At 72.2% G+C, this 12,687-nt stretch carries 10 protein-coding genes; 5 read left to right on the top strand and 5 right to left on the bottom strand.

Going from position 1 to position 12,687, the window contains the following annotated elements:
* Positions 1 to 52: 52 nt before the first annotated feature.
* Together KOI35_RS12540 and KOI35_RS12535 are read left to right on the top strand one after the other, a co-directional pair.
* Positions 53 to 943 carry an NAD(P)-dependent oxidoreductase gene (locus tag KOI35_RS12540; RefSeq protein ID WP_215786839.1) on the top strand — a complete coding sequence of 297 codons (891 nt, stop codon included), beginning with the start codon at positions 53 to 55 and terminating at the stop codon, positions 941 to 943.
* Between the two features lie 50 nt (positions 944 to 993).
* Positions 994 to 1,614: an L-threonylcarbamoyladenylate synthase gene (locus KOI35_RS12535; RefSeq protein WP_215786836.1), complete on the top strand. Its 621-nt coding sequence runs from the start codon at positions 994 to 996 to the stop codon at positions 1,612 to 1,614.
* 24 nt (positions 1,615 to 1,638) lie between these two features.
* Here KOI35_RS12535 and KOI35_RS12530 read toward each other — a convergent pair whose 3' ends face one another.
* The 3 genes from KOI35_RS12530 to KOI35_RS12520 form a co-directional block, all read right to left on the bottom strand.
* Positions 1,639 to 3,024, bottom strand: coding sequence for a WD40 repeat domain-containing protein (locus KOI35_RS12530; protein WP_215786835.1), 1,386 nt, complete (start codon positions 3,022 to 3,024; stop codon positions 1,639 to 1,641).
* A gap of 62 nt (positions 3,025 to 3,086) precedes the next feature.
* Positions 3,087 to 7,685 (bottom strand): PDDEXK-like endonuclease domain-containing protein, encoded by a 4,599-nt coding sequence (locus tag KOI35_RS12525; protein WP_215786833.1) that lies wholly within the window; start codon positions 7,683 to 7,685, stop codon positions 3,087 to 3,089.
* Between the two features lie 163 nt (positions 7,686 to 7,848).
* The gene (locus tag KOI35_RS12520) at positions 7,849 to 8,871 is read right to left on the bottom strand and encodes an oxidoreductase (RefSeq protein WP_215786831.1); all 1,023 of its coding nucleotides are present in this window, start codon (positions 8,869 to 8,871) and stop codon (positions 7,849 to 7,851) included.
* A gap of 61 nt (positions 8,872 to 8,932) precedes the next feature.
* Between KOI35_RS12520 and KOI35_RS12515 the strand changes: the two genes are divergently transcribed.
* Positions 8,933 to 9,277, top strand: a complete 345-nt coding sequence (locus KOI35_RS12515) for a MerR family transcriptional regulator (protein ID WP_215786829.1) — start codon at positions 8,933 to 8,935, stop codon at positions 9,275 to 9,277.
* A 34-nt stretch (positions 9,278 to 9,311) separates the two neighbouring features.
* The gene (locus tag KOI35_RS12510; RefSeq protein ID WP_246613035.1) at positions 9,312 to 10,505 is read left to right on the top strand and encodes a PP2C family protein-serine/threonine phosphatase; all 1,194 of its coding nucleotides are present in this window, start codon (positions 9,312 to 9,314) and stop codon (positions 10,503 to 10,505) included.
* Between the two features lie 477 nt (positions 10,506 to 10,982).
* Here KOI35_RS12510 and KOI35_RS12505 read toward each other — a convergent pair whose 3' ends face one another.
* The gene (locus tag KOI35_RS12505; RefSeq protein ID WP_215787929.1) at positions 10,983 to 11,279 is read right to left on the bottom strand and encodes a DUF1905 domain-containing protein; all 297 of its coding nucleotides are present in this window, start codon (positions 11,277 to 11,279) and stop codon (positions 10,983 to 10,985) included.
* A 23-nt stretch (positions 11,280 to 11,302) separates the two neighbouring features.
* Between KOI35_RS12505 and KOI35_RS12500 the strand changes: the two genes are divergently transcribed.
* Positions 11,303 to 12,163 (top strand): GNAT family N-acetyltransferase, encoded by an 861-nt coding sequence (locus tag KOI35_RS12500; protein WP_215786827.1) that lies wholly within the window; start codon positions 11,303 to 11,305, stop codon positions 12,161 to 12,163.
* On the opposite strand, the gene KOI35_RS12495 is transcribed toward KOI35_RS12500, so the two are convergent.
* Complete coding sequence (locus KOI35_RS12495; RefSeq protein ID WP_215786825.1) at positions 12,164 to 12,607, bottom strand: HNH endonuclease; 444 nt, start codon at positions 12,605 to 12,607, stop codon at positions 12,164 to 12,166.
* Positions 12,608 to 12,687: the final 80 nt, after the last annotated feature.

Genomic DNA, 12,687 nt, shown 5'->3' with positions numbered 1-12,687 from the left:
ACGGGAAATTGGCCACCGCCGCTGACAGCTGGGGAAACCTACGGTGAGCGGCATGACCGTGGGGTTTCTCGGGCTGGGCGTCATGGGCACGCCGATGGCCACCAACCTGGCGAAGGCCGGGACCGACCTGATCGTGTGGAGCCGCACCGATCGCGGGAACACGCCCCCGGGCGCTCTGCGGGTGGCGACGCCTGGAGACGTACGGGCGGAACTCCTGATTCTGATGTTGGCCGGCGAGAGCGCGATCGACGAGGTGATGCCCCGGGTCGACCCGCGCGGGCGGCTGATCGTGCACATGGGGACGACGAGCCCGGAGTTCTCGGCACGGCTGGCCACGCGGGTGGAGAACCAGGGCGGCCGCTACGTCGAGGCGCCGGTGTCGGGGTCGCGCGGGCCGGCTGAGGCGGGTGAACTCGTCGCGATGGTCGCGGGTGACGAGGACGGAAAGGCCGCATTGGCGCCGCACCTGGGGGTCATGTGCCGGCAGGTCGTCGACTGCGGGGCGGAACCGGGGTCGGCGCTGCTGATGAAGCTGGCGGTCAACACGTTCCTGATCAGCATGGTGACCGGGTTGGCCGAGGCGTTCCACTTCGCCGACGCGTACGGGCTCGATCGGGACCTGCTGCGGCAGGTGCTGGACGCCGGGCCGATGGCCAGCACCGTGTCCCGGGTCAAGGCGGGCAAGCTGGTCAGCGAGGATTTCGCGGTGCAGGCGTCGATCCGGGACGTGCTGATGAACAACGAACTGATCGTGGCCGCCGCGCGGAAACGGGAGATCGCGTCACCGCTGCTCGACGTCTGCCGCGACCTGTACGCCGAAACGGCCGCGCTGGGCCACGCCGAGTCGGACATGGCTGCCGTGATCCACGGGCTGGAGAGACACGGGCTGGAGAACGGAAGAACCGTGAACGGGGCTTTCACCCGTACGGGGAAAGGGTCTTGAAAAGCCGGACCGAGATCACGAGCGCGACCGTGACTCACTAGGCTTTGCCGGTGGCGAAGTATTTCGACGTGCACCCGGACAACCCGCAGGCCCGGTCGATCCGGCAGGTGGTCGACATCGTCCGGGGTGACGGGCTGATCGCCTATCCGACGGACTCGTGCTTCGCGCTGGGCTGCCGGATGGGCAACAAGGAGGGCCTCGACCGCATCCGCGAGATCCGGCACCTCGACGACCGGCACCACTTCACGCTGATGTGCCGCGACTTCGCCCAGCTGGGCCAGTTCGTGCAGATCAGCAACGCCTCGTTCCGGCTGGTGAAGGCGTCGACGCCGGGCCCGTACACGTTCATCCTGCCGGCCACCCGCGAGGTGCCGCGCCGGCTGCTGCACCCGAAGAAGAAGACGGTCGGTGCGCGCATCCCCGACCACGTGGTGGCGCAGGCGATCCTCGAGGAGCTGGGCGAGCCGCTGGTGTCGAGCACGCTGCTGCTGCCCGGCCAGGACGAGCCGATGACGATGGGCTGGGAGATCAAGGAAGCCCTCGACCACGTGGTCGACGCGGTGATCGACTCGGGTGAGGGCAGCGTCGAGCCGACGACCGTGGTCGACCTGTCCGAGGGCGAGCCGGAGATCCTGCGCGTCGGGGCCGGCGATCCGTCCCGGTTCGAGTAGAAGTCCCGGTTCGAGTAGGAAGAGTCAGGACGAGAGCGCTCCATCGGCGCCCAGCGCGAGGATGACCAGCTGGCCGCGATGGTCGGTGGCGGTGAGGCGCTGCTCGTCGAGGCGCTGCAGGGCGGCGATGCCCGCGCCGAACTCGCCGGCCACGGTGGGCCCGACGGGCGGGCCGGTCCAGTCGATGGTCCACGAGTAGAGCCGGAACTCGTACGAGGCGGCGACCACCACGGTCGTCTCGGCCGTGCCGAGCAGCGCGACCGTGCGGACCGGCTCGGGGGCACGCAGGGTGATACCCCGTTCCACCTCGTACGCGTCGTCGAGCCGGGCCACCCGCACGGCCTGGTGGGCGGCCGACACGACGACCCGGTCGGCCAGCGAGTCGATCGCACCGACCCGCAGGTCGTGCTCGACCACGACGGTGCGCTGCTCGGGCGGTCCCGCGGTCACGACGCGGCCGTCGGCGGTGAGCACGCCGTCGCGGAACGGGCGGCTCGGCGCGGGCAGCGCGGGCAGCGACAGGCCGGGGGTGAGCGGCGTGCCCGAGGTGGCGTCGATCAGGTAGGGCCGGGTGGCGAAGGTGGCCGTGGCCAGCACCGGGCCGCCGATCGCGAGCGAGCGGGTGCGGATTGTCGGGTCGGTCAGCCGCCAGATCGGCCGGCCCGCCGAGTCGATGGCGCAGAGCGTTCCGTCGTACGCCCCGGCCAGCACATGCCGTCCGTCGGCCGACCAGGTGACGTAGCGGAGGGGGGCGTCCCCGGCGTGCACGGTACGGATCGGGTCGAGGTGGGCGTTGCGCAGCTCGATCGAGCCGTCGCGCCGGGCCAGGGCGAGCGTCGCGGCATCGGGTGACCAGGCGCAGTCCTCGATCGCGGGAGCGGCCCGGCCGGCCAGCGGCGCCCTGTCCTGAGCCAGGTCGCGGACGGCCACGAAACCGTTGGCGCCGACCGTGGCGACCAGGCCGGTCGAGCTCACGTCGAGGCGTACGCAATCATCGAGTTCACCCAGATAGGTCTCACCGAAGGCCTGCCACACGGCGGCCCGGCCGTCGGCCAGCTGGCACAGCAGATGCTGACCGTCGGGCATCCACGAGACGCCGGTGACGGCGGCCGGGTGACCGCCGAGCACCTTCATCAGATGGGGTGGACGGTCGTCGACGACGCGCCACACCGCGGCCGTGCCGTCGGCCGAGCCGGTGGCCAGCAGATCGGACGCGCCCGGGTTCCAGGACGCGGCCAGCACCGCGGAGCGATGGGCAAATTCGGTCAGCGTCACCGGGCGCGAGGGGTCACTGGTCTCCAGGACCGTCACGCTGCCCGCCTGCGTCCCGCTGGCCAGCCGGCGACCGTCAGCGCGGAACGCAACGCAGCTGACCGGCGCCGCGGGCGCCGACACGTTCCCGGATGTCACGCGACATATGCTGGACATCTGAGGGCAACGAGTCAATACCGTAATCGGTCCGAAGCGGTGGTTCAGACGTCCGTGGCGGACACGAGGCGCAAACCTAGCAGGTCGGCCCGCCGGTACGGACGCGCGGCCGGTAACCCGCCGGTCGCCTGTTCGATCGCCGCGCGCAGCCGGGCCTCCTCCCCCGCCCGGTCGTGGTGCCAGGCCGCGCTCCACACCCGGTGCAGCCGCCAGCCGAGTCCGGTGAGGACCTCGGCGCAGAGCCGGTCACGGTCGCGGGCCGAACCGATCGCCCCGTAGCGCGGGCCGTCGCACTCGATGCCGAGCACGTAGCCGCCGCCCGGTGTCAGGTGCCGTACGCCGACGTCGATCCGGTAGCCGTCCAGGCCGACCCCCGGCTTCACCCGGTAGCCCCACGAGCGCACCGTCTCGAGCACCGACTCGACCAGCGGGTCGGTGGCCGGGACCGGGCCGGGCAGGGCGGCCGCGCCGCGTTCGGCGTAGTCCAGGTAGGCCGCCAGATGCCGGACCCCCTCGTTGGCCGAATCGAGGTCGCGGGCCCGGATCGACGAGATGATCTCGACCCGGCGCCGGGCCCGGGTGATGGCCACGTTGAGCCGGCGCCACCCGTCGGGCTGGTTGAGCGCGCCGAAGTGGGTGCTGATCCGGCCCTGCTCGTCCCGCCCGTAGCCGACCGAGAAGATCATCACGTCGCGCTCGTCGCCCTGCACCGACTCGAGACTCTTGATGAAGAACCCGGAGAGGCGGTCGCCGGCCAGCAGCCGTTCCAGGCCGGGGTGGACCGCCGTCGCGCGTTCCAGGGCGGCCTCGATCGCCTCGGCCTGCGCCACCGAGAAGGTGACCACGCCCAGGGAGAGCTCGGGCCGGGTGGTGAGGCAGGCCACGATCCGCTCGGCCGCCTTCTCGGCCTCGACCGGGTTGTCGCGGGAGCCGCCGCGCCGGTAGGTGCCGTGCACGCCGATCAGCTCGACGCCGGTCTCGGGGTCGGCGTTCGCGCCCGGGAAGGTGCGCAGCCGGCCGCCGTAGAACCGGTTGTTGGCGAAGGCGATCAGCGCCTCGTGCCGGCTGCGGTAGTGCCAGCCCAGGCCGTGCCCGGCGAACGCGCCGCAGCCCTTGGCCAGCTCCAGGATGGACTGGAAGTCGTTGACGTCGGTGTCGCTGTCGGTCTCGGTCCGGGTGAAGAACGACGTCGGCGGCAGCTGCCGCTCGTCGCCGGCCACGATCATCGCGTCGGCCCGGTACAGGCAGTTGATCGCGTCGGCCGGGGCCAGCTGGGACGCCTCGTCGAAGATCACGACGTCGAACGTGAGGTCGGGCGGCAGGAACTGGCTGACCGCGAGCGGCGACATCAGGAAACACGGGGTCGCGGCCTGCACGGTCTGCCGCGTCCGGCCGAGCAGATCCCGTACGGACAAATGCCGTGTCTCTTTCATCCCCTCGCGGCGCAGCAGGGTCGCCTCGGCGGGCACGCGGGCCTCGGTCCGGCGCTGCTCGAGGGCCTCGACGACGGTGGCCGGGGCCTGACCGGCCAGCGCGGCGTCGAGCCGGCGGAACTCCTCGACGAGACGGTCACGATCGATTCCCCCGTACGGGTGCAGCCGTTCGTCGTCCCGGATCACGCCCTCGGCCCAGGTGGTGAGCAGCGCGCGTTCCAGAGCGGCCCGGATCTGCTCGCCGTTCTCGACGCCGAAGTCGATCGCGGCCGGGGTCAGCACCCGGCGGACCCGGTCGTAGTCGAGCCACTCGGCCTGCCCCTCGGGATCGTCGAGCAGGGCGGCCACCAGGTCACCGTCGTAGTCGTCGAGCGCGGCCCCGATCTCGTCCCGGCGGCCCGGCGCGAACGCGGCCACCACCACGTCGCGGGCGTCCTCCCAGGCCCCGAACCGTTCGGCCAGACCCGCCGCGCCACCCTCCGAGCGCAGGACCTCGGCCTGGCCCGCGGTCAACGGCCGGTCCACCCCGGCGACGAGCTTGCGGGCCGCCCGCGTCCAGGCGATCGCCTCGTCCGGCTCGTCCGGCCCCGGCTCGATCGCCGCCTCGGCGTCGGCGGCCTCCCGGCGCAGACGACTCAGCCGGCGGGCCTCATGAAGATCAATTTCCTTCCCGTACGCCCGCAGCGCCGTCGCCGCCGCGAACCTCACCGCGGCCGCCGCCCGGTCCGACGCTGCCACCTCGTGCAGCCGCCTGGTCGCCGGATGCAGGGCGGCCAGAGCCCGCGCCCGCCCGGCCCAGCGGGTCAGGTGCGGGGCCGGCTCGGGACGGCAGATCTGGTCGGCCACGATCGGCAGCGACTCGGTCGGGCTCAGCCGCACCAGCTCACCGGCGTGGCGCAGCGCCTCGTCCAGGGCCGGGCCGCCCTGCCAGTACCGGCCCAGCAGCGGCGCGTACCGCTGCTCGGCCGCGGCCCGCTCGCGCCGCGCCCGCTGCCAGGCGACGGCCGCCCCGACGTGCGCCACGGCGTCCCCGGCCGGCACCGCGAGCAGCGCGTACGCGGCCACGGCGTCCCAGTCCCGCCGGTACGCGCCGAGCAGCTTGCGCAGCCCCCGGTGCTCGTGGGTGAGGCGCTCGGCCAGCCGCTCGACCGGCTGGTCCACGATCGACGGCGAGAACCAGCGGCGGGCCTCGGCCTCGGCCCCCGCCACCGCCTGGTGGCAGCGGCGCAGCTCGTCCGCGGCGGCGGCCACCGCGGTCAGGATCCCCGGCCCGAACCAGTACGGCTCCGGCCGGTGCACCCGCCCGGCCAGCTCGGCCAGCGCCCCGAACCGCCCCAGATCGGCGAACGTGACCGAGCCCGACACCTCGCGCAACGCGTCCAGGTCGTCGGCCTCGGCGCTCAGGTGACGCGCCTCCTCGTCCGCGGTCAGCGCCGTGTGCGCCACCCCGAGGTCCGGCACCTCGACGTCCGGAAGCTCGTGCCACGCGACGCCGGCCGCCTCCCGCACCGCCGCACCCGCCCGCCGCGCGGCCGCCAGCTGACGGGACCGGCGCTCGGCGACCCGGGCGTACGGGTCGAGGATCGGCGCGGTCAGCCACTCGTCGGCAACCGAAGCGGGCCGCCGCGCGGCGTGCGTGACGAGCAGGGCGAGATTCCCGGCCCCCGACGGCCTGGTCAACCCGAAGGCGTCGCTCGTACGGCGGTGGGGTTCCGTCTCGTCCTCGAGCGCACGCAAAGCCAGCTGCACCCGCCGCAGGGCTTCCTCGAGAGGCGCACGCTCGGTCACGTCACGCCACGGGAACGTCTCCGGCTGAGCGGCCGCCCGGCGGCACCGGGACAGCGCGTCGGCCGCGTCGCCGACCTCACGCATCGTCTGCGCGGTGAGCACACCGGGATAGGGGCTCGGGGCACCCAGATCGGGCAGCCGGGCACACTCGGCGAGGACCTCGTGCAACGTACGGCCGAGAGGTTCGCGGCGCTCGTTCATGGCGGTCGCGTAGCCGTCGAGGCCGGTGCGAAGCTCCCGCAGGCGGTCGTGGCCGGGCCGGTCGGCGGGAGCCGGTGCCGGGCGGTCGAGGGCGGCTGCGAGCGTACGGGCGACCTCTTTGCGGGTGGCCTTGTGGCTGTGGAGTTCGAGGAGGTAGGGGTCCAGGGAGGCGCCGGCCAGGCGGTTGCGGACGACCTCGAGGGCGGCGGCCTTCTCGGAGACGAAGAGGACGCGGCGGCCGGCGTGGAGCAGGCAGGCGATCAGGTTGGCGATGGTCTGGGATTTGCCGGTGCCGGGTGGGCCGTCGAGGACGAAGCTGTCGCCTCTCAAGGCGGCGTCGATGCAGGCGCGCTGGGTGGCGTCGGCGTCGAGCACGAGCGGCAGGTCTTCGGGGGCTTCGGCTGTATACGGCTCGTAGTTTGACCCGCCCCCTTTCCACCCGCCCGGGGGCAGCTGGAAAGCTACCTGCTCGGAATCGGGCAAATCGACTTGTCCACAGGGTGCCGCCGTGCCAACTTTGCCCGCCAGCGCCTCGACGAGCGGATGAGAGGCGATCCGCGACTCGTTGTCGAGCAGATCCCGGTACATCGCCTCCTTGTGGAACGTGAACCGCGACAACAGCACGCTCTCGTCGGCCGTCCACTCCCGGTTGCTGACCGTCGAGCGCAGATCTTCAAGGTACGCCCGTACGTCCAGGCCGGCCAGCCCGTCCACCCCGGGCACCGTGATCCCGAGTTGGCGCAGCCGCAGCACCAGGGCCGGGTTCACGATCGGGTCCTCGCCGCGCACCCGCAGCCGCGGCACGTCCCCCGGGCCCAGCGCGGTCAGCTCGGCCGGCACCAGCAGGATCGGGCTGGTGAAGGCGGCGTCCTCCTCGTCGCGCCAGTGCAGCAGCCCGATCGCCAGGTGCAGGGCGGCCACGCCGCGGTCGAGGAAGTCCTGGCGGGACTTGCGCAGCAGCCGCCGCAGCTGGGCGCCGAGCGCGACCGCGGGCATCGAGGTGCGGAACAGGCCGCCGGGTTCGGGTTTGGCGCCGGCCGGCAGGAACCCGTAGTCGCGGTCGCCGCGCAGCGCGGACACGATGTCGGGGGCGGCCGGACCGGCGATCTCGAGGGTGCCGGCCGCGGACGGGCGGAAGTTCAGCAGCCGGTTCCGGGCGTCGAGGTTGACCAGGCCGTCACGCCATGCGCGTACGGCTGATCGGGGCGTTTCGGCGGCCATGGTGACGATTTGACCAAGTGAGACCGGTGTTGCGCAGGATAATCAGAGGTACTGGTCCTCGCCTGTTTTGTCGCAGTCGGGGATCTCGTCGAGCCGACCGGCGCCGACCGGGGTCACCGGCACTGATCGTCGCCTGTTTGTCGTAGTCGGGCGCCGGCCAGGGTCACCGGTACTGGTCCTCGTCGGTTTTGTCGTAGTCGCGGATCTCGTCGAGCCGACCGGCGCCGGCCAGGGTCACCCAGGCCGGGTTGCCGAGCAGCACCCGGCCCAGCGCGATCAGGTCGTACTCGCCCCGGGCCCGGCGCTCGAGCAGCTCACGCATGCGGGGCGAGGAGGCGAAGTCGCGGGTCAGACCGATCGAGCCGACGGTGATCGAGGGCAGGCCGGTGAGGTGCTTGGCCCAGCCGGCCAGGTTGCGGTCGCTGCCGTCGAAGACCGGCTCCCAGAACCGGCGCTGCGACGCGTGCAGGACGTCGGCCCCGGCCGCGCGCAGCCCTTCCAGGATCGTGGCCAGCTCGTGCGGGGTCTCGGCGATCCGGGCGCTGTAGTCGCGCTCCTTGAACTGGGAGAACCGTACGATCAGCGGCATGCACGACGGGATCTCGGCGCGGATCGCCCGCACGACCTCGGCCGGGAAGTCGCGGTGCCGGCGCGTCGGGTTGGACACCGGCCAGAGGAACTCGTCGAGCAGATACCCGTGGGCGGCGTGCACTTCAAGAGCATCAAATCCGGCCCGTACGGCGGTACGCGCGCTCGCGGCGTACGAGGAAATGATCGTGTCGAAGTCACGCCCGGTCATCGTCTGCGGCGTCCATGACGGGTAGCCGTCGACCGGCTCACGCCGGCTGCCGAGGTGCCACAGCTGGGCGGCGATGCGACCTCCGGCGGCGTGCACCTCGCTGGTCACGTGCCGCCAACCGGCCTCGGCGGCCCCCTCGGTCAGGCGCGGCACGCCGGCCTGGTGACCGGCGCTCGGGTGGTCGATCAGGACGCCCTCGGTGATGATGAGGCCGACGCCGTTCTCGGCGCGGCGCCGGTAGTAGGCGGCGTTCGCGGCGGTCGGCACGCCGCCCGGGGAGTGTTCGCGGGTCATCGGGGCCATGACGAACTGGCTGCTCAGCGGGAGTCCGGCCAGGGTGGCCGGCTGGATCAGGGCGGTGGCGGCGGGGGTGGTGGCGGCGGTCATGGATCTACGCTAAAACTTGACATCCATGTCAGGGTCAAGGCTTTTCGGGGAGGAACTTCCGATGCGGATCGGCGACCTGTCGGCGGCGACCGGGGCGAGTGCCCGGAGCCTGCGCTACTACGAGGAGCAGGGCCTGCTGGTCAGCGCGCGCAGCGGTGGCGGGCAGCGGCACTATCCGGAGACGGCGGTCGAGCGGGTGTCGCTGATCCAGTCGCTGCTGTCGGCCGGGCTGAACAGCGCCGCGATCCAGGACGTGCTGCCCTGCATCAGCAACGAGGCCATCCGTACGCCGTGGCTGGCCGAACGCCTGACCTCCGAGCTCGACCGGGTCACGCGGCAGATCGACGACCTGAACCGGACCCGCGAGATCCTGGCCGGGCTCGTGGAGGAGTACCGGGTCGATTGAGTACCGGGTCGATTGAGCACCGGCCGGGAGGGGCATGATGGTGCTCGTGCCCGAGCCGATGGAAGCCGTGCGCAGGCTGCTGGGCCTGCGGCATCGCGGCCGGGCCGAAGACCTGCCCGCCCTGCTGCACGAGGTGGCCCCGCTGCTGCAGGCGACGACGGCCCGGGTGCTGCTGGTCGACTACGCGCAGTTGCAGCTGTTTCCGTTGCGGGGCACCGGATCGGCGGGCACCGGATCGGCGGGCGGCGGATCGGCGGGCGGCGGTGAGCCGGTGGTCGTCGACGGCACCCCGGCCGGGGCCGCGTTCACGACCGCCCAGGTGACCACGTCGGACGACGCGGTGTGGCTGCCGCTGCTGCACGGCGCCGAGCGTCTCGGTGTGCTCGAGGTGCACACCCGGGCCGCCGACGTCGACGTCCTCGAGACGATCGCCGCGCTGGTGGCCGAGCTGATCGTGAGCCGCCGCGGCTATGGCGACGCGGTCGAGCACACCCGGCGCCGCGAGCCGATGCAGCTGGCCGCCGAGATCATCTGGAGTCAGCTGCCGCCGCTGACCTACGCGATCGACGGCACGGTGGTCACCGCCGTCCTGGAGCCCTGCTACGACGTGGGCGGCGACTCGTTCGACTATGCGGCCAACGGCGACATCCTGCACCTCGGGCTGTTCGACACGGTCGGGCACGGCATCGCGGCCAGCGCCCTGACCACGCTCACCCTGAACACGTATCGCAACGCCCGCCGGTCCGGTCTCGACCTGGCCGACACCTACCGGTCGATCGACAAGTGGATCCAGGCGCAGTACCCGGGCAGTTTCGTCACCGCGATCCTGGCCGAGCTGGACACCGCGACGGGGCAGTACCGGCGGATCAGCGCCGGGCACCCGGCCGAGCTGCTGCTGCGCGACGGGCGCCTGCGGGCCGGGCCGGCGTCGCCGACCGCGCTGCCGCTCGGGCTCGGGCACATGCTGAAGCGCGGCCCCGGCGTCACCACCGAGCAGCTGGCGCCGGGCGACACGCTGGTGCTCTACACCGACGGGATCACCGAGGCGCGGGACCGGTCGGGGGCGCTTTTCGGTCTCGATCGGCTGAGTTCCTTCGTGGTCGAGCAGCTCGGGCTGGGCCTCACCGCGCCCGAGGTGATGCGCCGCCTGATCCACACGATCGTGAGCTATGAGCAGGGCGAACTCCGCGACGACGCGACGGCCGCGATGCTCCGCTGGCGGGCCTGACACTCAGGAAACAGCCAGGCGCATCACAGGCTGTGCTGGACTTCGCCACCTACCGTGGTGAGGACCAGTCGAGGAGGCTATGTTGAGCGGTTCCGTCAAGAGGTTCCTGCTGTCGATGCTCGCGTCGAAACTGAACAAGCGGGCGCATCACGGCGGTCACGGACACTACGGCCAGCCCGGCCCTTACGGTCAGCCCGGCCCTTACGGTCAGCCCGGCCCCTACGGTCAGCCCGGCCCCTACGGTCCGCCCGGTGCCTACGGTCACCCCGGCGCTTACGGCCATCACGGCCACTATCGGCACCACGGTCACTATCGCCATCACGGCCATTACCGGCACCACGGCCACTACCGCCGCCGTCGCTGGTAACAGCTGCCGATAAAGCAGGGGCCGTCCGTCCGGTGTCCCCCGGCGTCGGACGGGCGTGCCCTGACAAACTCCCCGGTGCGCAGCGCCAGCGCGCACCGGGGTTTCGCTGTCTAGAGCCCCAAAACTTCCACCGACACGCTCGCCACGTCGCCCGCCTCGAGCTTCTGCGCGACGCGCACCGCCCGCTTGACCGGCAGCACATAGCCCTCGCCGCCCGGGAAGATCGAGGTCTGCCAGTGGCTGGTGCCGACCGAGACCTTGACCCGCACCGCGCCGAACCCGCGGCGGGTGCCCGCCGTGAGCTCCCGGATCACCTCGGACTCCTCGGCCGGCAGGGTCACGAAGGTCCAGCTCTCGCCCTTGCGCGCATCCCAGATCCACAGTTTCGCCTCGAAGTCGACCAGCACGGGGTTGAGCATGGCATCCGGGTATGACAAAGATGACCGCCATGCATGTCACCCCGCTGGTCGATCCCGCGCACCGCGACCGCTTCGCCTGGCTCGCCGCGGGTGACGACGGGCGCCCGCTCGGCACCGCGTTCCTGTGGCTTCCGCTGGCCGGCACGTCGGCCGATGCCCAGATCCATGTGCACCCGGCCGAGCGGCGGCACGGTGTCGGCGCCGAGCTGCTGCGCACGATGAGCGGCGCGGCCCGCGGGCACGGGATGACGGCTCTGTTGTCCGAGCCGGTGCGCAGCGACGACGACGGCGACCGGTTCTGCGTGGCGAACGGACTGCGCCGGGTGCTCGTCCTGATCTACACCCGGCTCGACCTGCGGAGCACGACCACACCGGCCGTCGAGGCGGTGCCCGGCTATCGGCTCGTGCACTGGGAGGGCACGGTCGCCGCCGAGCTGGCCGAGACGTTCGTGCGGGCCCGGTCGGCGATGGACGACATGCCGATGGGCGAGGCCGCCTACGTGCCGCAGACGTGGGACGTGGCCCGCCTGCACTCGGTCGCCGACGCGGTGGCCCGCCGCGGCGAGACGCTGTGCACGACGGCGGCGATCGGCCCGGACGGCGAGATGGCCGGCTTCACCGAACTGGTGGTGCCGGCGTCGGCGACCGGGGACGGGCAGCACTACGGAACCGGAGTGCTGCCCGCCCATCGGGGCCGGGGGCTGGCGCGTTGGATGAAGGCGGCGCAGATTTCCCGCGTACGGGAAAGGTTTGCCGCTCTAGAAGGTCTGCTCGCCGACACCGCGGACGCCAACGTCGCGATGCGCCGCGCCAACGAGTCGCTCGGCTATGCGCCGACCCACCAGAGCCTGCTCTACCAGCGCGACCTGTAGTTACGCGCGAGCGTAGGTGGCCCAGGTCGGGGCGGCCGGCGTGACGCGCAGGGGCATGCGGGCCTCGGCCGGGGTGCGGTCGCCCTTGCGCTGGTTGCACGCGTAGCAGCAGGCGACCGTGTTGAGCCAGCTGTTGGCGCCGCCGCGCGAACGGGGCAGCACGTGGTCGATGGTGGTGGCGGCGCGGCCGCAGTAGGCGCAGCGCTTGCCGTCGCGGGCCATCACACCGGCCCGCGACCAGCCCGGGCCACGGCTGTGCCGCCAGCGGGTGACCACGTAGGACACCAGGCGCACCACGGTCGGGACCGGCCAGACACCGATCACACCGTCGGGGCGCGACTCGTGCACCTCGGCCACCTGCCGCACGAGCATGCGCACGGCATGCCGCAGGCTGACCCGGTGCAGAGGGCCGAGGTCGGCGTTGAGAACGAGCACGTCAGTCACGGTTTCACGGTAAGGACCGCATCGATCACGGACAACGCATTATCGATATACTACGGTTGACGATATATGTCGACGGGCGT

Source organism: Paractinoplanes bogorensis (assembly GCF_018829635.1).
Classification (GTDB): domain Bacteria; phylum Actinomycetota; class Actinomycetes; order Mycobacteriales; family Micromonosporaceae; genus Actinoplanes; species Actinoplanes bogorensis.
The sequence above is the reverse complement of the archived record's forward strand: the minus strand, read 5'-3'. Positions and strand labels throughout refer to the sequence as shown.

Bases quoted from the DNA above. Each gene is read 5' to 3' on its own strand.
- KOI35_RS12525 (WP_215786833.1), bottom strand. From the start codon at position 7,685: ATGGCCGCCGAAACGCCCCGATCAGCCGTACGCGCATGGCGTGACGGC.
- KOI35_RS12500 (WP_215786827.1), top strand. From the start codon at position 11,303: ATGACAAAGATGACCGCCATGCATGTCACCCCGCTGGTCGATCCCGCG.
- KOI35_RS12520 (WP_215786831.1), bottom strand. From the start codon at position 8,871: ATGACCGCCGCCACCACCCCCGCCGCCACCGCCCTGATCCAGCCGGCC.
- KOI35_RS12510 (WP_246613035.1), top strand. From the start codon at position 9,312: ATGATGGTGCTCGTGCCCGAGCCGATGGAAGCCGTGCGCAGGCTGCTG.
- KOI35_RS12540 (WP_215786839.1), top strand. From the start codon at position 53: ATGACCGTGGGGTTTCTCGGGCTGGGCGTCATGGGCACGCCGATGGCC.
- KOI35_RS12515 (WP_215786829.1), top strand. From the start codon at position 8,933: ATGCGGATCGGCGACCTGTCGGCGGCGACCGGGGCGAGTGCCCGGAGC.